We start from the raw sequence: 19,867 nt of genomic DNA on the forward strand, positions 1-19,867 counted from the left end.
AGGGTGAGCTCATGACGGACTCGCAGCTCTCGCCGGAGCGGTTCACCCCGCGGACCGAGCCCGCGGCGCTGGAGGACCTCCGTGCGCGGCTGCGCGCGACGCGCTGGCCGGACACGCCCGAGGACGCCGGATGGTCGCTCGGGACCGACCTCGCCTACCTCCGCGAGCTCGTCGCCTATTGGGTGGACGGGTTCGACTGGCCGGCGCAGGAAGCGACGCTCGCCCGGCTTCCTCGGTTCCGGGTCCGGCTCGGCGGCCTTGGAATCCACTTCGTGCACGTCCGGGCCGCCGCGTCTGCGGGGCCCGTCCTGCCGCTGGTCCTCAGCCACGGCTGGCCGGACTCGTTCTGGCGCTATGCGAAGGTCATCCCGCTGCTCACCGACCCCGGCGCGCACGGTGCCGACCCCGCCGACGCGTTCGACGTGGTCGTGCCCGATATGCCGGGCTACGGGTACTCCGACCGCCCTACCGGCCCGCCGCTTGACTCCATCGCCGTCGCCGGCCTGTGGGCCGAGCTCATGAGCATCCTCGGCTACGTACGGTTCGGCGCGGCGGGCGGGGACATCGGCAGCCACGTGAGCCGCTACCTCGCACTCGACCACCCCGACCAGGTGGTCGCCGTCCACCGCATGGACGCGGGCCTGCCCGTCTTCACCGGAGACCCGGCGGACCTCGCACCCGAAGAGCGCGCCTGGTTCGAGCAAGCCGCAGTCTGGGGCGCGACGGAGGGCGCGTACAGCGCGATGCACCGTACGAAGCCTCAGACCGCCGCCTTCGGACTCACCGACTCGCCGGCCGGGCTCGCCGCGTGGGTCGTCGAGAAGCTTCGAGCGTGGAGCGACTGCGACGGAGACGTCGAACGGTGCTTCACGAAGGACGAGATCCTCACCAATGTCACGCTCTACTGGCTCACGGGGACGATCGGCTCGTCGATGCGCATGTACCACGCGAACGCCGCGATTCCGCCCGCGCAGCACGCCCGCCGGGTCGAGGTGCCGTCGGGTTTCTCGCTCTTCCACGGCGACATCGTTCGCCCGCCGCGGGCGTTGCTCGAGCGCACGGCGAACGTCGTGCGCGTGACCGAGCCCGCGCGCGGCGGGCACTTCGCGCCGTTCGAGGAGCCCGAGCTCTACGCGGAGGAGCTACGCGCGTTCTTCCGCCCCTACCGGGCGGTGGCGGCGGGCTGAGCTCGCCGTCGCGCGGGCGCGACCGGTAGCTCCCACACTTCTGGTCGACCACGCCGGGGGCTTCATCCGGTGACTTTGGCGATGAACGCGGAGAGGTTCACGACGGTCCGCTCGATCTGCTCCTCCAAGGTGAGCGACTCGTGAAGCCGTGCGCCGGGGCCCGCGTCCTTCTTGCCCCGCACGTACAGCGGGCAGGCGAGGTCACTGCATATGTAGGCGCCCACGGAGTTGCCCTGCTGCCCGGCCTTGCCGGCCTTCCGGGCGACCATCAGCGAGACGCCGCCGGTATGAGTCGTCATGCACAGCGAGCACATGCTGCGCCGCATTCGCCAGGAGGCGGGGCTCGGGCAGCGCAGGGCGAACGCCACCAGGCGGCCGTCCACCTCGGTGGCGAAGTAGGCACGGTCAGGGGCCTGGGGGTCTCGCCAGCCGAGGAAGTCCAGGTCATCCCAGGGCCGCTCCGCCAGGTCGCGGGGGACGGGCAGGCGCTTCGCCTCTCCCTTGGTGCAGTTCACGAACGCGGCGCGGATCTCTTGCTCGGTCAGCGGCTTCATGGACGGCAGGCTAATTTGCCTAAAGCCTTTAGGCAATTCCATAATGGCTGTCGGCAACCGGGAGAAGGCTCTCGGCGACCGGGAGGAGGATCATGGTTCGAGTGGGGCTGACCCCCGAACGACTGACCCAGGCGGGGGCGGAGCTGGCCGATGAGGTCGGCTTCGACCAGGTGACCGTCTCGGCACTCGCCCGCCGCTTCGACGTCAAGGTCTCGAGTCTGTACTCGCACATGAAGAGCTCCCAGGACCTCAAGACCAGGATCGCCCTGTTCGCCCTGGAGGAGCTCGCCGACCGGGCCGCCGACGCCGTGGCCGGGCGCGCCGGCAAGGACGCCCTGGTCGCCTTCGCGGACACCTACCGCGACTACGCCCGGGAGCACCCCGGCCGCTACGCCGCCGCCCGGCTCAGGCTCGCCCCGGAGACGGCGGCCGCCAGCGCCGGCGTTCGGCACGCGCAGATGACGCGGGCAATCCTGCGCGGCTACGACCTGACGGAGCCGGACCAGACGCACGCGGTCCGGATGCTGGGCAGCGTCTTCCACGGCTACGTCAGCCTGGAGATGGCCGGAGGCTTCAGCCACACCGCCGTCGACTCGCAGGAATCCTGGTCCTGGATCGTGGACTCCCTCGACGTCCTGCTACGCGACCGGACCGCGCACCAATCAGGTTGAGGCGATGAGCACCGAGCACGATTTGATCACCACACCCGTCACCGCTGACATGCTGCGCGGTGCCCTCGACGTGGAGCGCACGGCGCACGGGCTACTCCCGCACCGGCTGCCCCTTTGGGCTCGTCGGCAGATCCCGGACGACCAACTGGCCGTGGCCGAGGCCCAGCCGTCCGGCGTGCGGCTGGTCTTCCGCACCCGGGCCACCACCATCGAGCTGGAGACGCTGCCCACCAAGCGGGCCTACCGAGGTCTCCCTGCCCCGGCGGACGGTGTGTACGACCTGCTGGTCGACGGCCGTCTCGCCGCCCAGGCCACGGTGACCGGCGGCAATCTCCGCACGATCATCGACATGGTGACCCGGTCCGCGGAACTGCGCGAAGGGCTTCCCGGCACCGCCCGGTTCACCGATCTGCCCACGCGTGACAAGGACATCGAGATCTGGCTTCCGCATACGGAGATCACCGAGGCGATCGCCCTGCGCACCGACGCCCCGGTCGAGCCGGCACCGGGCAACGGGCGCAGGGTGTGGCTGCACCACGGCAGTTCCATCAGCCACGGCTCGAACGCCGCCCACCCGACCGCCATCTGGCCGGCCCTGGCCGCTGCCCAGGGCGGAGTGGAGCTGGTCAACCTGGGGTTCGGCGGCAGCGCGCTGCTCGACCCGTTCACCGCCCGTGCGATGCGGGACACCCCCGCGGACCTGATCAGCGTCAAGATCGGCATCAACGTCGTCAACGGCGACGTGATGCGCCTGCGTGCCTTCATCCCCGCGGTCCACGGATTCCTCGACACCATCCGGGAGGGACATCCGGCCACGCCTCTGCTGGTCGTGTCCGCCATCCTGTGCCCGGTCCAGGAGGACACCCCCGGCCCCCTCATGCCCGACTTCGACGGCGGGACCTTGCGGTTCAAGGCCACGGGCGACCCGGCCGAACGCGCCGCCGGGCGCCTGACGCTGAACATCATCCGCGACGAACTCGCCCGGATCGTCCAGCAGCGGTCGGCCGGCGACCCGAACCTGCACTACCTGGACGGCCGCGACCTTTACGGCGAGAAGGACTACGCCGAACTGCCGCTGCCCGACGAGGTCCACCCCGACCCGGCAGGCCACCGACGTATCGCCGAGAACTTCGCGCGGCTCGTCTTCGGCGAGGGTCTGTTCAGTTAGCTGCTGTCCGGGTCCACCGGTCACACTCAAGGGGTCCGTAGGCCAAGCCGGTCTCGTCGGTGAATGTCAGGCTGGTCGAGTCGGCCCGTCCTCAGCGGCCGGTCACCGCAGTACGCTCGCCGTGTGACGGGACAGGCGCCACCAGATCAGAGTCGCCTCGAACACCGTCGCCCACGCCGGTTGCGGGACGTCCATCCGACCCGGCGGGGCCTGGTGCTCGCCTGGTGGGGATTCACTGCCACCTTCGCCGGGCTGCGGTTGTTGACCTGGGCGATCCACGTACATGTTGCCGGGTTGGGCAACGTCCAGGTCGGTGGTGTGCACATCCACCACTACATCTGGGGCATCCTCGCGCTGATCGCCGTGGGAGCATGCGGTCTCGTCGAGCGCTCTCCCCGCTGGCGCATGTGGATGGGCCTGGCCTTCGGGATCGGCCTCGCCCTCGTCGTCGACGAGGCAGCGCTGCTGATCGAGCTCAAGGACGTCTACTGGAACCACGCGGGCGGGATCAGCGTCGCCATCGCGATCATCCTGATCGGTGCGGCGGGCAGCGCCCTCGTCCTCACTCGAGCACCAAGGGCCGAGAGCGAGGCGGGCTGAACGCCCGTCTGAGACGGCCATGTCGCATCATCATTCTCGAGGCTGATGGCATGAGGCTCATCGGCGACCACACTTGTAGCCATCGGCCGACGCGGAAACGGGAGGCGCAGGGGTGCGAGACCATCGGGGGCGATGGCTTGTCGGCTCGGTCGCGGTCGTCGCCGCGGCGGCCTGGCTGCTGACGCACGACGGGAAGGACTCCGGCGGCGGGGAGGCATCCCGGGCCGGGACGCACGGTGTCGCGTCCCCATCGAGTCACGGGTCATCCGTCCGGCCCGATTCGACGTCGAGTGCGAACGATCCCGCGCGCTTTGCCCCGCAGGTCATCAAGCACGCCCGCGAGGCCAGGATCAGCTCGCGGCTGCTGATGGCGATCCTGTTCAACGAGTCGGACAAGCCGCACGACCCGGGCTTCGAACGCGCCTGGCAGAAGATCAAGCCGGATGCCGCGTTCGGCATAGCCGACATGCACCGGGCCGCGTTCGATGAGGTCAAGCATGGCCGCAGCTTCTCCGACCGGCGCTGGGAGGAGCTTCCCGACGACCCGGATCTCGCGATCACCGCCGCGGCCTGGTATCTGCATGACCTGGCCACCGACCTGCCCGCCAAATGGTCCGGACCGTACACCCGGAATGAGCTGCTCGCCCTCGGTTACAACGCCGGGCCCGGCAATATGCGGGCGTTCGCCCGCGGAGCCAGGCCCGGCGACATCGCCCAGTCGTATCTGGAACGTCTGCGTCAGAACTGGGCTGCGGCGGAAAAGGCTCTCCGCCGTTAGCTCTGCGAGTTCTCGTGCCGTACGGCGTCGGTCGCGGGGACGGTCAGTTCCTGCGGCCGGTCGGTCTGCCCTTCCAGTCGGGCGGCCTCTTCTCGAAGCCGGGCGGCCTCCTCGCGCATCTGCTGCGCGGACGTGGTCGGCGGATCGTCGTCGGTCATCAGTCCCCTGGTCTCGGACTTGAAGATGCGCATCGATCGCCCGAGTGATCGTGCGGCCTGCGGCAGCTTCGCCGATCCGAACAACACGAAGAACACCGCGATGACGATCAGCCAGTGCCATATCGAGAATTCACCTGGCATCGTCTCCTCCTTACTGACCGGCACGCCGCGTGCCCTCGTTTGGAATCATGTGCCGCCGCTTCAGCACTCAGGTGGCTTCGGGGTCATAGGGCGGCGGTTCGCCGTACGGGAGGAACGGCTCATCGCTCCCGGCGGTCGCCTGGTAAGGCGAGCCGTCGGCATCCTCGAGCAGATGCTTCTGGATGAAGCGACGTGGGTTGAGGTCGGCGATGTCGAAGTCCGCGTGCTCCGGCCCGAGGCCTTCCTGGAGATCCCGCTTGGCGTTGTTGGCGATGTCCCGCAGCTGGCGCAACGCGCGTCCGGCCTGCCCCGCCACCGTGGGTAGTCGATCACCGAAGATGATCACGGCCAGCACGAGAAGCACCAACGCCTCGCCGGGCCCGACGTCGAACACCTGACCTCCACCGGTGATGGCTCCACGTCGATCCGCGGAGTCACGACCCACTCATATCCTACAGTTGTGCAACTGTACAAGCATTATCTTGCTCTGAAGCCCGCGCAGAGCCGAGAACTCAGCTCCAAGCGAGGACGACCGGCGGCACCGCCCCGGACGCCGTCATGGCCCCTTGGAATCGTTCCTCTGCCACAGGGTCTTCGCGGTGGTGATCGCGACGCAGAAGCCGGCCAGCACGAGGACGAGCGGGATCAGGGACGTGTACGGAAGGGGCGTCATTCCCAGGGTGGCCGCGAGCGGGGACAGCGGCAGCGTCGCGGCGATGGCGAGGATCGCGGCCGTGCCGAGCCACACGGGCAGCGCGGCACGGTCACGCCGCGACGGCGGGCGGCGGCTCCGTAGCAGGTGGACCGCTGCCGCCTGGGTGAGCAGGTTCTCCACGAACCAGCCGGTGTGGAACAGCGCCTGTGCGGCCGGCGTGGGGTGGCTGCCGGTGATGTGCAGCATGAACGCGAACGCGGCCAGGTCGGCCAGGGTGTTGATCGGGCCCAGCCACAGCACGAACCGGACGAGGCGGGCCCTGTCGAAGGTGCGCGGCCGGCGCACCGCGCGCGGGTCGACGTGATCGAAGGCGAGCGGAAGCAGGCACAGGTCGAAGCAGAGGTTCTGGACCAGGATCTGCAGCGGCAGCATCGGCAGGAAGGGCAGCAGGACACCGGCCGCCAGCATCGACAACACGTTGCCGAAATTCGACGACAAGGTGATCTCGAGGTATTTCGCGATGTTGGCGAAGGTGCGCCGGCCTTCGGTGACGGCCTTGGCCACGGCCATCAGGTCACCGCGGAGCAGTACGACGTCCGCCGACTCGCGGGCGATGTCGACGGCGCTGTCGACGGTGATTCCCACGTCGGCGTCACGCAGTGCCGGCGAGTCGTTGACGCCGTCGCCGAGGAACCCCACCGTACGGCCGGCGCCGCGCAGCGCGCGGACGATGCGGGCCTTCTGCTCAGGGTCGAGGCGCGCGAACACGGTGGCGTGATCGGCGAGCTCCCCCAGCTGGGCGTCGCTGAGCCCGATGATGTCGTCACCGACCACGACACGGCCCGGCTCCAGGCCGACGTCACGGCAGATCCGCGCTGCCACCAGCGGATGGTCACCGGTCAGCACCTTCACCGCGACACGGCGTTCCGCCAAGGCCGCGATCGCGGCCGACGCCGAGTCTCGGGTCCGGTCGCGGAACCCGACGAAACCCAGCAGCGTCAGCTCCTGTTCATCGGCCGGCCGGTACGCGCTGATCCGCGTGGACCGCTCCGCCAGAGCGACGGCGAGCAACCGTACGCCATTCGCAGCGTGCCGGTCGGCCAGCTCGGTCAGCCGATCGCGTTCCGCCGCGGTCATCGGAACGTCGCCGGCGCCGGTGCGAAGCCAGGCGCAGCACCCGAGCACCTGCTCGACGGCGCCCTTGGTCACCAAGGTCTCGCTTCCCAACCGGCCGTTTCCGCGGACGACGACGCTGACGCGCCGGCGAGTGAAGTCGAACGGGATCACATCGACGGCGGTGAACCCGTCGACCGAGATGGCGTGCTGGTCGGCGTAGGCCAGCAGCGCCTCATCGAGCTCGTTGAACACGATCGCGCCGTCGCCCTCGGACGCCCAGGCGCTGTTGACCGCGGCCCAGCGAAGCACCTCGGCGTCGGGACGGCCACCGGAGTCCAGGTGGCAGTCGACGGTGACGTCGTCATTGGTCAGCGTGCCGGTCTTGTCCACGCATAGCACATCGATCGCGCCGAGATTGTGGATGGCCGGCAGCCGCTTGATGATCACGTCGTGCCGGGCGCTCGCCTTGGCGCCCCGGGCCAGCGCCGTGCTGACCATCACCGGCAGCATCTCCGGAGTCAGTCCGACCGCCACGGAGATCGCGAACCACACCGCCTGAAATCTGAGTCCATGCGCTGTGGCGTTGGCGATGAACACCAGCGGCGCGCACACCAGCATGAGGCCGATCAGCGCCCAGGAGATGCTCCTGACGCCGCGGTCGAATGCGGTCTCGGCGCGTCGCGGTGCCACGTTGGCGTTCATGGCACCGAAGTAGGTCGACCCACCCGTGGCGACCACCACGGCGCTGCCGGTGCCCGCGGTGACCGTACTGCCCATGAAGCACAGCCACGGGCAGTCGAATGTGCCGAGGTCCCCCTCTGGCCGGTCCGTCGCGGAGACCTCGCCGTTGAGCTCGGCGTGCTTGGCGACCGGCAGTGCCTCTCCGGTCAGCACCGCCTGATCGACGGTCAGCTCCGTCGCGCGCAGGAGTCGTACGTCGGCCGGGACCATGTCGCCCGGGATCAGGTCCACGACGTCGCCGGGAACGAGTTCGTCGACCGGAATCTCCCGAGGGACCGGCTGCGCGTCCTCCGTGACGCGGCGTACCACGGTCGCCGTCGTGACCACCATCGCCCGCAACGTGGCGGCGACCCGATCGAACCGATCTTCCTGCCGGACCTGCAGCCAACAGCTGATCACGACCATCGTGAAGATCACCGCCGCCGCGCCCACGGAGTCCAGCGCGACCGACACGCCACCGAGCACGACCAGGATCATCACGAAGGGATTGGCGATGGCGCCGACGAGCCGCGCCCCACGGCGCGCTGCGGGAGAAGCGGTGATGACGTTCTCGCCGTGGTGGATCAGGCGCTCCTGAGCCTGCCTCTCGTACAGGCCACGGGGACCGCTCTCCAGCCTCCGCAGCACCTGCAGCAGCGGCATCGACGCGTGTTCGGTGAGCCGAGTGCGCACCTCCGGAAGCCGGGGGCCGGCCACCGCGCCGGTCGACGGCGGAGGAAGCTCGGGGGCGGAGTCAGGCGCCCACGCCACGGCGGCGTCCCAAGCCGGTGGACCGGTCTCGCATGCGGTCGACCATCTGGCGCACGATCGTCACGATGTGCGGGTCGTCGATCAGATAGATCTGGCGTCGGCCCTCCCGGCGCGAGCGCACCAGCCCGGCGAGCTTGAGCTTGGCCAGGTGGTGGCTGACCGTCGGGACGCTCCCGCCGACGTGCCCGGCGATCGTCCCGACGTCGCAGTCGCCGTGGGCCAGCACCCACATGATGTGCAGACGCATCGTCGAGGCGAGCAGCCCGAAGGTGCCCGCCATGTCCTGAAGGAACTCGGCCGACAGATACTCCGGCTCGCCGGCACCGGTATCCGTCACGACAACCTCCACGTCTGTTCCGTCACCGCCCAGCCTTCCGGAGAAGACCACGGATGCGCAAACGACACCGCCGGATCGGGCTCTCTCCGTACGTTCATGTTCAGCCGCAGACGTTCTTCAGTGAGACGGCGCCTCCGGGGGCGCTCGTGGGCGTCGCGGTGGCGGTCACCGTCCTGCGCGCCGTGTGCTTCTTCTTCGCCGTGCTCGACGGCTGCGGGTTCCCGCTGTCGGCGATGGCGTTGGCGGTCACTCTGCGCATGAGGGCGACATCGGGCTGGTACACGTGGAACCCGGTCAGCTTGTACGGGTTGAACGCCAGGTTCCGGATGTCGGCACCGTGCTTGACCGTGCCGGACAGCTTCACCAGAGCCGGCAGCAGCGCCGAGGGGATGTTGGTGAAGATGGTGTTCTGCGCCGCCTTGGCGAGTTCCTCGAAATGCGTGACGACCGTCTGTGGGTCGGCCTGGTCGGCGATGTCCTTCAGCAGGCACTTCTGCCGGTCCATGCGGTGGAAGTCGTCGTCGGCGTGCCTGCTGCGCCCGTACCACAAGGCATCTTCGCCATCGAGCTTGTGCCAGCCGGGTTCGAGGTAGCCGCTCGGTGGGATGCCCCGCTCGGGCTCACCGCCGATCGGGAGCCGTTTCTCGATGTGCACCCGTACGCCACCCATGGCGTTCACGATGTCCTTGAAGCCGCCCAGGTTGACCAGGACGTAGTAGTGGATCTTCAGGCCGAGCAGATACCCGATCACGTCTTCGGTCAGATGCGGGCCGCGCTGGCCCTTCGCGTAGCCCGGCTCGAGTTCGGGGTGCCGCTCCCCCATGATGTACAGCTCGTTCAGCAGCCCCTGGTCCCCGGGATCTCCGGTGTACCCGTCCGGCCACCTGGACCGCAACCGGGGCGGCATCGGGAACTTCTGCAGGCTCCGGGGCAGGCCGAACAGCACGGTGTCGCCGGTCTTGGTGTCGATGCTGGCGACCGTCATGCTGTCGGTGCGGATGCCGGTACGGTCCTGACCGCCGTCACCGCCCAGCAACAGGACATTCAGCCGGGGCAGGTTCTGCCACGGGTTCGCGGCGTTCACCGGCTGACCGGAATGATCTTCTCCGGGGAAGATCGTGGACAACGCGTTGCTCAGCACGTACGTGCTGTTCGCCGCGTACACCAGCGGCGTGCAGACCACCAGCGCCATCACCACGACCAGGGAACCGGCGACGACGCGCATCGCGGGCGGCAGGCCGTCCGGTCGCACCACCTGGTAGGAGCGGATGACCACCAGCGCCCAGACCAGGGCGAGCGCCAGGATCCCGATCGTGATGCCACCGAGCCAGGTGCGCTGGACGGCGATCTGCTTCAGGCTCTCCTGAAACACCAGCGCGGCCGTCACGGCGCCGGCCACCAGCGCGCCGAACGATCCCATGAGAGCGAGACCGGCCAGGCGGCGCCCGGACCACACATGCGCCACGCCCCAGACGAACACCGAGGCCAGCGTGAGGCCCAGCGCCTGCCACAATCCGGCGACCGGAACCGGTTCGCGATCCGACACCACGCGCCGTTCAGCCTGACGCAATGCCATGCAGTCTCCCGATCGTCCGCTCGCCGACGCGAGGTCAAGCGTTGTGAGCCCGGATCGGGGTGATCCCGCCCGCGGGCCGCGGTGTGGCGCGTCGACCGCTCAGCAACACCGACGGCCGAGTCGGCCGCTTGACACTTGCAGACTTGTACAAATATCAGATGCGAACAAATCCCTCAAGCGATTGCGGATGAGGCTCTCGAACGGCCGCCTGGGCGCACGACAGTTGCAGGCTTGAACAAGTAATAGGTATAAAACGGAGTACGGCAAGGCACGCGCACACGCGCCGAGAAGGCCCCAGCGGCAGGAAACGGGGACAGGCGCCGCGCCGTCTTACCTCAAGAACACCGCGAAAGGGGGCGGGGTGTTCGTGTCCTCGGGCACTCACCTGCAGGATCCGCCTGGTCGGCATGGGACGCCACGGCCGACTGAGGCGTGGAGATCCGCCATGACCAGGCAACGCAACATGGGGCCGACGATCACCTTCTGGGCGCTCAACGCCTTCCTGGTGACGTACGACGTCCTCGACAAGACGTGGATCGCGGTACAGAAACTGTGACCGAGACCATCACTGTTCGGCCAGGACGATGACGCGGTCCTCGGCGGCCAGGGTGAGCGGGGCGGCCTTGCCGGGGTTCAGCACGACGCCGTAGCCCGGCGACTCGTGGAAGGCCTCGTGCCTGCGGTACCCCAGCGCCGTCTGCCCGCGCCTTCGGGCGGCCTCGATGACGGTGGCGAAGTTCGCCGACGCGTCCGGCAGTAGGTAGTCGGTCGCGGGTTTGAGGTAGATCTCCGAGCCGGTCGGGTCCAGGAGGTTGGCGAACACCTCCCGCAGGTGGTGGTTCTCGGTCAGCTGGGTGAGCAGCAGGCTGATGAGCCGGGCGCTGACGACGAAGTCGTCGGCCTTGGTCACCTGGGCCACCTCGCGGTTTCCCTCGTCGTTGATCTCGCTGACGATGGAGTACGGATCGCCGATGCGTTCTTCCATGTCGCGCAGGTGCAGCAGGGTGACCAGCGTGCGGGCGTCGGCGTGCTGCGCGTCGTAGGCGTCGTCGGAGAGCACGATGACGTGCTGGTAGGAGCCGACGTCGAGGGTCTCCAGCGCGGCCCGGTCGGTGGGGTCGCATCGGGTGAAGCCCATCGCGAGGTTGGCCGGAGCGGCGAGCCGCGCGCGTGGATCGTCGTGGAGCGCGGCGACGTCGAGAACCGATTCTGGCTGAGCGAACGCGTCGAGCAGGTTGATGATCTTCGGTGCGCGCTGGTTCCAGCCGACGAGCAGCGTGCGGGCGGGCCTGGGGGCCTCGGGCACGGTGACGCTGATCGCCTCGTTGACGATCCGCGGCGGGCTGTCGGTGAGCCGGATCAGCAGGTCGTCCTCGGCCAGCACGATCATCTCGTCGTCGGCCTTGATGACGGTGTCCATGGTCGGGTTCACCACGACCGCGCCGTCCGGTCGCCGCATCCCGATCGGGATGCCGAGCTCGTAGCAGTCCAGTGCCTCGCCGTAGGTCCGGCCCGCGAGAGACGGTTCCGAGCGCAGATAGAACTCGTTGCCGGAGAAGTCCAGCAGGTCGGTGCAGACGGTGGACAGCCCGGACTGGCGGTGGGACTGCACGACCAGCCGGACCCCGATGTCGTCGGCGTCAACCACCTGCGCGGCGGGGCCGCCGGCGAGCCTTGCCGCTGGAAGGTTCGCCGAGTTGGTCACGGCGGCCACCACCGGCGGCCGGTGCGCGCCCCATTCCCTCGCTCCGAGGGAGAGCAGCACCTTGATCACGTGGGTGTCGGGATCGTCGGCGGGCGGCGCGATGACCATGATGGACCGTGCCGTGCCCGGGCTGACCAGTTCGAGGTCGGCGCGGCTCAGCGGGTTGCCGCGGCGGCAGACCACCCGGGTGTTGCCGGTGTCACCGAGGCGGTGCCGGATCGCCTCTTCCATGTCGACCTTGTCCTGGTCGGCAAGGATCGCCACGCACGAGCGGCGCTGGCTCTGGTTGGCCTTCACCAGTTCGGAGATCACCGTGAACACCTGGTCCGACCAGCCCAGCAAGACCGTGTGGTTCCGCTCGATGATCTTCGAGTGCCCCTTGCGCAGATCCGCGATCCTGGCTTCCAGCCCGGTGGTGAGCACACCGATCAGCGCGCTGACGATGAAGATCCCGCCCACCGTCACGCCCAGCATCAGCGCCAGGTACATGTGGCTGCCGGAGTCACCGCCGACCGTGCCCGGGTCGATGGCACGCATCAGGGTGCGCCAGAGCATCCCCGGCCAGTGCCCGTCGTGCTTCGCGTCGCCGGGGGCCAGCAGCACCGTGAGGGAGGCGATCACCACGATGAGGATCGCCGAGGCCAGCCCGAGCCAGCCGATCAGCGCCGACGTGCCTTTCGACATGGTGTTGTCGAAGGCGTACCGCGCACGATCCCGCCACCGCACCTGAGCCACCCGAATCCCCGATCTATTGCCGCACACCGTGTCCTGCGCCGCATGAAGCTATCAGTCCACGCGAAGGGGATTCGGGCAGCCGCCGTCTCGGCTGCTCTTATCGGCCCGAACCTCGGGTCAGGGTGGTGGAGCCATGATGGATGGTGTGGAGCATCCGCTCCGACGGGCTCGGATCGAGCACCAAGAGAAAGGTCGGTGAGCGATGCAGGTCGCACGACAACACGTGGTCGACATACTGCGGGCAGCGGGGCTGTCGGAGGTGGCCGAGGAGGTCGACCGGGCGCTGCCCGACCTCATCGAGTACGAACACGCGGAACGCGTTCTCGCCCAGCACGGCATCACCAAGGATGAGCTGATCAGCCGCCGGGGAGGCAGCCCGTAACCGGTGACACGAAGGTCGCTCACGAGGTGACCGCATCCGCCGCGAGGGCGGACGGGGCTACCACGCAGCCTCCGTCCCGCCGAGGGGCTCCCGCGTCTGTGGAAGTCCCCAGCGCGGATCCCCGGCTGGGGCTCGCTGTCCCCGGCTACGGGGAGACGATGGTGCCGGCCGTGCGGTGGAGCAGCGGCGCGGCGGCGTCGAGGCGGCCGATCGCCGCCATGCGGCCGGTCGCCTCCACGAACCGGCAGGCGGCCTCCACCTTCGGGCCCATCGAGCCGGCCGCGAACGAGCGGGCCCGCAGCTCACCGGGCGTGGCGTGACGGATGGGCCGGGCGTCCGGAGTGCCGAAGCCGTCGGTCACGGCATCGACGTCGGTCAGCAGCAGCAGGGCGTCGGCGTCCACGGCGCGGGCCAGCAGGGCCGCGGTCAGGTCCTTGTCCACAACGGCTTCGACGCCGCGCAACGCGCCCGAGGGCTCCGCCACCACGGGGATGCCGCCGCCACCCGCGCACACCACCATCGCGCCGCTGTCCAGCAGCACCCGGATGAGCGGCATCTCCACCAGCTCGAGCGGCTCGGGAGACGGCACGACCCGGCGCCATGCGGCACCGTCACGGCGGACCACCCAGCCGCGCGCGGCTGCCAGGTCCAGCGCTTCCTTCTCCTCGTAGACAGGGCCGACGAACTTCGTGGGATCGGCGAAGGCGGGATCGTCCGGGTCGACCTTCGTCTGGCAGACCAGGCATCCGGCGGGCCTGCCGGGCACGGCACCGCGCAGCGCCTGGGTGAGCCAGTATCCGATCATCCCCTGCGTCTGCGCGCCGAGCACGTCCAGCGAGTACGGGTGGGTCAGCGCGGGGTCCCGCGCGCTTTCCAAGGCCAGCATGCCCACCTGCGGCCCGTTGCCGTGGGTCACGACGAGGTCATGCGCTCGGGCGAGCGGCGTGAGCGCCTCCACCGCCCGCTGGATGTGCGATTCCTGGATGTCGGCATCGGGCTTTTCGCCCCGCTCCAGCAGCGCGTTGCCGCCGAGCGCCACAACGATCATCAATGCCGTCTCCTCAGTTCCGCCGGCCCGGCCGCACCTCGACCATACGTCTTGCGGCGTCGTGCCCGGCAAGGCGCCGGCCAAGACCGCGCGACCCCGCCGGCTGTGACGGCCCCGGCGGAATTCGCTCGTCACAGACCGGCATGTCGTCCGGTCTTTATCCACGAAGACGAACCTTTCGCGGGACAGGAGCCAGAACGTGCCAACGGCGACCAAGGGGATCCGGGTCCGGATGCGTGCGCGGCCGATCGACGAGCCGCACCGTGTCTCCAGCCAGCTGGAGCTGCTGTTCGACCTGACCTTCGTGGTCGCGGTCGCGGCCGTCACCACCCAGCTCGCGCACGGCATCGCCGACGGCCATGGCCTGGCCGGGCTCCTCCCGTTCTTTCAGGTCTTCTTCGCGGTGTGGTGGGCCTGGATGAACTTCACCTGGTTCGCCTCGTCGTACGACACCGACGACGTCGCCTATCGCTTGATGACCATGGTGCAGATGGCCGGGGTGCTGGTCCTCGCCGCCGGCGTACCGGCCGCTGCCGACCACGCCGACTACCGGGCCGTCACACTCGGCTACTTCATCATGAGGATCGGACTCGTGGCCCAATGGCTGCGGGCCGCCGTCGAAGACCCGGCCGGCCGCCGTACGGCGCTGCGGTACGCCACCGGGATCGCCATCGTGCAGGCGGGCTGGGTACTCCGCCTCGTCCTCTCGGCGACCGGCGCCCTGCCGTCATCCGCCCAGCTGCCGTTCTTCATCGGCCTGGACGTCCTGGAACTCATGGTGCCGCGCTGGGCGGAACGGATCACGCCCACCAGCTGGCACCCGCACCACATCGCCGAACGCTACGGCCTGTTCACGATCATCCTGCTCGGCGAGAGCGTCCTCGCCGTGAGCAGCGGAGTCGCGGGAGCGCTCGAGACAGCCGAGATCAACGGTCGGCTCGTCGTCATCGCCGTCTCCGGTCTCGTCCTGCTGTTCGCCATCTGGTGGCTCTACTTCCTCGTGCCGGCCGGCGCGGGCCTGGACGAGCGCCGCCATCGGTCCTACCGATGGGGATACGGCCACTACGGCATCTTCGCGGCCCTCGCGGCCCTCGGCGCCGGCCTCAAGATCGCGGTCGAGCAGACCGGACATGACCTCAATGCCTCGCCCCTCGCCATCTGCTATGCCGTCGCGATCCCGGCCGCGGTGTTCCTCACGTCGCTATGGCTCGTCCACGCGCCCATCGTGGCCGAACCCGTCGTCAAGCCCGCTGCGATTCTCGGCGGCACCGGTGTCATCCTCGCCGTACCGCTCGCGGCACCGCGGATCGGAGTGGTCGCCGTCGTCGCGGCGATCGCGGCCGTCAACGTCCTGATCACCGCCATCACCATCGCCACCGGCCGGAAGCGCTGAGCCCTGGCCTCGCGGCATCGACGGCTGATCGATCAGTCACGCTCGGAGCCTGGTTCGAGGCTCGGCGACTCCGGCCGAGCGCGGGAGATCCCCGCGAGCTTGGCCGGGTTCATCACCCACATGATCTGGTCGATGCCCTGTTCCGAAGCACTGACCGTCAGCAGCACGACGACGGTGTCATCGCGTGAGACCAGCACGCCTGGCCGTCCGTTGGCCTCGACCCACGCGGTCGCCGTTCCAGGCCAGAACCCCACTGCGAGTGCCCCGACGCTACGCGATGCCGGGCCTACGGCATCCCGCGATTCGAGTCCCAGGCGTCGGCAGGGCCTTCGGGCGTGGTGGCCAGTCGGTAGGTCTTGATGGCCAGGTGCAGCAGGAGGCGGTCTGCTCCGGAGTCCAGGTCGAGGCCGGTCAGTGCCTTGATCCTGGACAGCCGGTAGTACAGGGTCTGGCGGTGCACCGACAGGGCCTCGGCGGTGCGCTGGGCATGACCGGCGTGGTCCAGGTAGGTCTCGGCAGTGCGCAGCAGGTCGGCGCGTACGGGGTCCAGGAGCGGGATCAGGGCCGGATCGGCGGGCGGCGCCGTGGGGGTCGCCATCGGGGGCGCGGCGATCAGCCGGTACGCGCCCAGCTCGTCCCAGCAGGCGACAGGTCCCAGCCGGGGTTCGGCGCGCGCCGCCCGTACGGCGAGCCGGGCCTCCCGCCATGAGTGAGGCACATCGAGCAGGTCCGTCCGGGCACCGCCCACGCCCGCGAGCGTCCGGTCATCGAGCAGTCCGGCGGCGATCGCCTCGGCGGGAGCGGTGGCGGCGGGGTCCGGCAGCGGTACGAGAAGCGCCAGGCCGGCTGTACGCCGATGGGTCAGCACCCCGTGCGGGAGCCGGGCGGGGGTGAATCGCGGAGCGGGGCTCACCCAGACGACGGTGACGGACGCGGACGCTGACGCCGGATGCCGCAGCGCGCCCAGGGTTCGGGCGGCCTCGGCGCGATCGGCGGCCGAGTTCGACAGCAGTTGCGCGAATGCCCGCGGCGCGGCCTCTCCCTGCCAGGTGTCGGCGGCCAGCAGCCGTCCGGCCCGGGTCGCCAGGGCCATCACCCGGGTCATGCGGGGATCGGCGGGGTCGATGGTGCCGTCGTCCAGCAGCCACAGGTAGCCGTAGACGGCGCCCTCGTGCCGGGCGGGCACGCACAGCCGGGCGCGGATCCCCGCCTCGTGGTCGACGGGCGTACGGACCGGGCCGGTGGCGCGGGCGATCCCGAAGCCCTCGAACCAGGCGCGTACCTCCGGGGAGGAGCGGCGGCGCAGGATCGAGCGGGTGCGTACCGGGTCGAGGTCGTCGTCGTGAGAGCTGAAGGCGATGAGCGTGAACTCCCGGTCCTCCAGGGTCACCGGCGCTTGGAGGAGTGCCGATACCTCGTCCACCAGGCTCTGGTAGTCACTCATTTCATACAAATGTACAAGGCGTGGTGGCCAGGGTCGTGACCGCTGTCGATGGCGGCCGCACCGCCCGGCTCGTACCTTCAAGAGCGTCGAAGATCCCCTGCTTGACCTGGGAGATTGCCCGTGCTCGGTCCCGTCTTGCTCGCCGCCTCGCGCAGTGACCGGATACACCGGCTCGTCAGCCGGACCCCCGTGACCCGGCCCGTCGTCGATCGTTTCATCGCCGGGAACACGCTGCCCGAGGCGCTGAAGTCCGTGGAGGCGCTCACCGCCCACGGCATCGAGGTCACCCTCGACCACCTGGGCGAGGACATCACCGACGCCGACCAGGCCCGCCGCAACCGCGACGCCTACCTCACGCTGCTGGACGCGCTCGGCCGCAAGGACCTGGGCGAGCGCGCCGAGGTCTCGGTGAAGCTGTCGGCGTTCGGTCAGAGCCTGCCCGGCGGCCACGACCTCGCCCTGGCGGGCGCCCGCCGGGTCTGCGAGGCGGCCACGGCGATCGGCACCACCGTCACGCTCGACATGGAGGACCACACCACCGTCGACTCCACCCTGGCGATCCTCGCCGAGCTGCGCCGCGACTTCCCGCGGACGGGCGCCGTCCTGCAGGCGTACCTGCTGCGGACCGAGGACGACGCACGGGCACTGGCCGTCGAGGGGTCGCGGGTGCGCCTGGTCAAGGGCGCCTACAAGGAACCCGCCTCCGTGGCCTACCAGGGCAAGCGGGACGTGGACCTGGCCTACGCACGCTGCCTGCGGATCCTCATGGCCGGAGACGGCTACCCGATGATCGGCTCGCACGACCCTCAGATGATCGAGCTGGCCGTCCGGCTCGCCGAGAGGTACGGTCGCTCCCCCGGCGGCTACGAGTTCCAGATGCTCTACGGCATCCGCGTCGCCGAGCAGCGCCGGCTGGCCGCCGAGGGACAGCGGATCCGCGCGTACGTTCCCTACGGCGCCGACTGGTACGGCTACTTCATGCGCCGCCTGGCCGAGCGGCCGGCGAACCTCGCCTTCTTCCTGCGCTCGTTCACCACCCGCCACTGACCCCGAGGAGGTTCCCATGGACGCCATCACCAGCGTGCCCACACCGGCCAACGAGCCGGTGCACGACTACCGGCCCGGCAGCCCCGAGCGCACCCGTCTGGAGGCCGAGCTGGCCGCGCTGTCGGCCGGCGGCACCGAGCTGACCTGCACGATCGACGGCCAGGAGCGGATGGGCAGCGGCGAGCGGATCCCGGTCGTCCAGCCGCACAGTCACCGGGAGGTGCTCGGCATCACCGCCAACGCCGACCACGCCGACGCGCGGGCCGCCGTGGACGCCGCCCGCCGGGCCGCCCCCGGCTGGCGGGCCCTCGCCTTCGACGACCGGGCGGCGATCCTGCTGCGCGCCGCCGACCTGCTGTCGGGGCCGTGGCGGGAGACGATCGCCGCGGCCACCATGCTGGGCCAGTCCAAGACCGCCCAGCAGGCCGAGATCGACGCGCCGTGCGAGCTGGCCGACTTCTGGCGGTTCAACGTTCACTTCGCCCGCCAGATCCTGGCCGAGCAGCCGGTCTCGTCGCCCGGCGTGTGGAACCGCGCCGACCACCGGCCCCTGGAGGGCTTCGTCTACGCGGTCACCCCCTTCAACTTCACCGCGATCGCCGCGAACCTGCCGACCGCGCCCGCCCTCATGGGCAACACGGTGATCTGGAAGCCGTCACCCACCCAGCAGTTCGCCGCGCACTTCACGATGCGGCTGCTGGAGGAGGCCGGGCTGCCGCCCGGCGTGATCAACATGGTCACCGGGGACGGCCGCGCCGTGTCCGACGTCGTGCTGGCCGACGCCGACCTGGCGGGCGTGCACTTCACCGGCTCGACCGCGACCTTCCAGCACCTGTGGCACACCGTCGGGGAACACCTCACCGGCTACCGCTCCTACCCGCGCCTGGTCGGCGAGACCGGCGGCAAGGACTTCATCGTCGCGCACCCCTCGGCGGACCCGGCGTCGCTGGTCACCGCGATGGTCCGCGGCGCGTTCGAATACCAGGGGCAGAAGTGCTCGGCCGCCTCCCGCGCCTACGTGCCGCGCTCCCTGTGGGTGCGGATCAAGGACGAGCTCGTCGCCGAGACCGAGGCGCTGACGATGGGGGACGTACGCGACCTGCGCAACTTCGGCGGCGCGGTGATCGACGACAGGTCCTTCGGCCGGCTCCGGGACGTCCTGGAGCGCGCCGCCAAGGATCCGGCCATCGACGTCCTCGCGGGCGGCACCTGCGATGACGGGGAGGGCTACTTCGTCCGCCCGACCGTCCTGGTCTGCGACGACCCGGGGCACGAGGTGTTCCGCAACGAGTTCTTCGGCCCCATCCTGGCCGTCCACGTCTACGACGACGCCGACTACGAGCCGATGCTCGCCCAGATGGAGTCGGTCAGCCCGTACGCGCTGACCGGGGCCATCTTCGCCCGTGACCGGGCCGCCATCGCCCGCGCCGCCGAAGTGCTGCGGTTCGCCGCCGGCAACTTCTACATCAACGACAAGCCCACCGGCGCGGTCGTCGGGCAGCAGCCCTTCGGCGGCGGACGCGCCTCGGGCACCAACGACAAGGCCGGCTCCGCCCAGAACCTCCTGCGCTGGACGTCCACCCGGACCATCAAGGAGACCTTCGTCCCGCCCACCGGCCACCGCTACCCGCACATGGGCTGACCGCCTCACGAGCCACAGGTCCCGCACAAAGGCGTGCGG

Annotated in this window: 19 protein-coding genes; 9 read left to right on the forward strand and 10 right to left on the reverse strand. The window is 69.8% G+C overall.

The window, feature by feature from the left end; all coding sequences use genetic code 11:
- The first annotated feature begins 11 nt into the window (after positions 1 to 11).
- Positions 12 to 1,187: an epoxide hydrolase family protein gene (locus ACYVF7_RS38200; RefSeq protein WP_460350322.1), complete on the forward strand. Its 1,176-nt coding sequence runs from the start codon at positions 12 to 14 to the stop codon at positions 1,185 to 1,187.
- Positions 1,188 to 1,249: 62 nt separating this feature from the next.
- On the opposite strand, the gene ACYVF7_RS38205 is transcribed toward ACYVF7_RS38200, so the two are convergent.
- Complete coding sequence (locus ACYVF7_RS38205) at positions 1,250 to 1,741, reverse strand: FBP domain-containing protein (protein WP_460350325.1); 492 nt, start codon at positions 1,739 to 1,741, stop codon at positions 1,250 to 1,252.
- Between the two features lie 92 nt (positions 1,742 to 1,833).
- Here ACYVF7_RS38205 and ACYVF7_RS38210 point away from each other — a divergent pair, with 92 nt between their 5' ends.
- From ACYVF7_RS38210 to ACYVF7_RS38225, 4 genes are all read left to right on the forward strand, one after another.
- Complete coding sequence (locus ACYVF7_RS38210; protein WP_460350327.1) at positions 1,834 to 2,412, forward strand: TetR/AcrR family transcriptional regulator; 579 nt, start codon at positions 1,834 to 1,836, stop codon at positions 2,410 to 2,412.
- A gap of 4 nt (positions 2,413 to 2,416) precedes the next feature.
- Entirely contained in the window at positions 2,417 to 3,580 is a 1,164-nt protein-coding gene (locus ACYVF7_RS38215; RefSeq protein WP_460350329.1) for a GDSL-type esterase/lipase family protein, read from the forward strand.
- 123 nt (positions 3,581 to 3,703) lie between these two features.
- Positions 3,704 to 4,180 (forward strand): hypothetical protein, encoded by a 477-nt coding sequence (locus tag ACYVF7_RS38220; protein WP_460350331.1) that lies wholly within the window; start codon positions 3,704 to 3,706, stop codon positions 4,178 to 4,180.
- Between the two features lie 112 nt (positions 4,181 to 4,292).
- The gene (locus tag ACYVF7_RS38225) at positions 4,293 to 4,958 is read left to right on the forward strand and encodes a transglycosylase SLT domain-containing protein (RefSeq protein WP_460350333.1); all 666 of its coding nucleotides are present in this window, start codon (positions 4,293 to 4,295) and stop codon (positions 4,956 to 4,958) included.
- Here the strand turns inward: ACYVF7_RS38225 and tatA are convergent.
- The 6 genes from tatA to ACYVF7_RS38255 form a co-directional block, all read right to left on the reverse strand.
- On the reverse strand, positions 4,955 to 5,257 hold the full coding sequence (gene tatA / locus ACYVF7_RS38230; protein ID WP_460350335.1) for a Sec-independent protein translocase subunit TatA: 303 nt from the start codon (positions 5,255 to 5,257) through the stop codon (positions 4,955 to 4,957). The genes ACYVF7_RS38225 and tatA overlap by 4 nt on opposite strands.
- A 67-nt stretch (positions 5,258 to 5,324) precedes the next feature.
- Positions 5,325 to 5,651: a sec-independent translocase gene (locus ACYVF7_RS38235; protein WP_460350338.1), complete on the reverse strand. Its 327-nt coding sequence runs from the start codon at positions 5,649 to 5,651 to the stop codon at positions 5,325 to 5,327.
- A 162-nt stretch (positions 5,652 to 5,813) separates the two neighbouring features.
- A complete protein-coding gene (mgtA, locus tag ACYVF7_RS38240) occupies positions 5,814 to 8,519 on the reverse strand; it encodes a magnesium-translocating P-type ATPase (RefSeq protein ID WP_460350340.1) in 2,706 nt (901 codons plus the stop codon).
- Positions 8,503 to 8,856, reverse strand: coding sequence for an ArsR/SmtB family transcription factor (locus tag ACYVF7_RS38245; RefSeq protein WP_460350342.1), 354 nt, complete (start codon positions 8,854 to 8,856; stop codon positions 8,503 to 8,505). Before ACYVF7_RS38245 ends, mgtA begins: the two co-directional genes overlap by 17 nt.
- 100 nt (positions 8,857 to 8,956) lie before the next feature.
- Positions 8,957 to 10,432 (reverse strand): LCP family protein, encoded by a 1,476-nt coding sequence (locus ACYVF7_RS38250; protein WP_460350344.1) that lies wholly within the window; start codon positions 10,430 to 10,432, stop codon positions 8,957 to 8,959.
- A 565-nt stretch (positions 10,433 to 10,997) separates the two neighbouring features.
- Entirely contained in the window at positions 10,998 to 12,872 is a 1,875-nt protein-coding gene (locus ACYVF7_RS38255) for a CASTOR/POLLUX-related putative ion channel (RefSeq protein WP_460350346.1), read from the reverse strand.
- Between the two features lie 202 nt (positions 12,873 to 13,074).
- Between ACYVF7_RS38255 and ACYVF7_RS38260 the strand changes: the two genes are divergently transcribed.
- Complete coding sequence (locus ACYVF7_RS38260; RefSeq protein ID WP_460350348.1) at positions 13,075 to 13,254, forward strand: hypothetical protein; 180 nt, start codon at positions 13,075 to 13,077, stop codon at positions 13,252 to 13,254.
- 145 nt (positions 13,255 to 13,399) lie between these two features.
- Here ACYVF7_RS38260 and ACYVF7_RS38265 read toward each other — a convergent pair whose 3' ends face one another.
- Positions 13,400 to 14,302 (reverse strand): carbamate kinase, encoded by a 903-nt coding sequence (locus tag ACYVF7_RS38265; RefSeq protein WP_460350350.1) that lies wholly within the window; start codon positions 14,300 to 14,302, stop codon positions 13,400 to 13,402.
- 199 nt (positions 14,303 to 14,501) lie between these two features.
- Between ACYVF7_RS38265 and ACYVF7_RS38270 the strand changes: the two genes are divergently transcribed.
- Positions 14,502 to 15,695 carry a low temperature requirement protein A gene (locus ACYVF7_RS38270; RefSeq protein WP_460350352.1) on the forward strand — a complete coding sequence of 398 codons (1,194 nt, stop codon included), beginning with the start codon at positions 14,502 to 14,504 and terminating at the stop codon, positions 15,693 to 15,695.
- Positions 15,696 to 15,727: 32 nt separating this feature from the next.
- On the opposite strand, the gene ACYVF7_RS38275 is transcribed toward ACYVF7_RS38270, so the two are convergent.
- Both ACYVF7_RS38275 and ACYVF7_RS38280 read right to left on the reverse strand, forming a co-directional pair.
- Positions 15,728 to 15,949: a hypothetical protein gene (locus ACYVF7_RS38275; protein WP_460350354.1), complete on the reverse strand. Its 222-nt coding sequence runs from the start codon at positions 15,947 to 15,949 to the stop codon at positions 15,728 to 15,730.
- 32 nt (positions 15,950 to 15,981) lie between these two features.
- Positions 15,982 to 17,139 (reverse strand): PucR family transcriptional regulator, encoded by a 1,158-nt coding sequence (locus tag ACYVF7_RS38280; RefSeq protein WP_460350356.1) that lies wholly within the window; start codon positions 17,137 to 17,139, stop codon positions 15,982 to 15,984.
- 120 nt (positions 17,140 to 17,259) lie between these two features.
- Between ACYVF7_RS38280 and ACYVF7_RS38285 the strand changes: the two genes are divergently transcribed.
- Positions 17,260 to 18,186: a proline dehydrogenase family protein gene (locus ACYVF7_RS38285; protein ID WP_460350358.1), complete on the forward strand. Its 927-nt coding sequence runs from the start codon at positions 17,260 to 17,262 to the stop codon at positions 18,184 to 18,186.
- 16 nt (positions 18,187 to 18,202) lie between these two features.
- Entirely contained in the window at positions 18,203 to 19,828 is a 1,626-nt protein-coding gene (pruA, locus tag ACYVF7_RS38290) for an L-glutamate gamma-semialdehyde dehydrogenase (protein WP_460350360.1), read from the forward strand.
- Positions 19,829 to 19,867: the final 39 nt, after the last annotated feature.

Source organism: Actinoallomurus acanthiterrae (assembly GCF_054775715.1).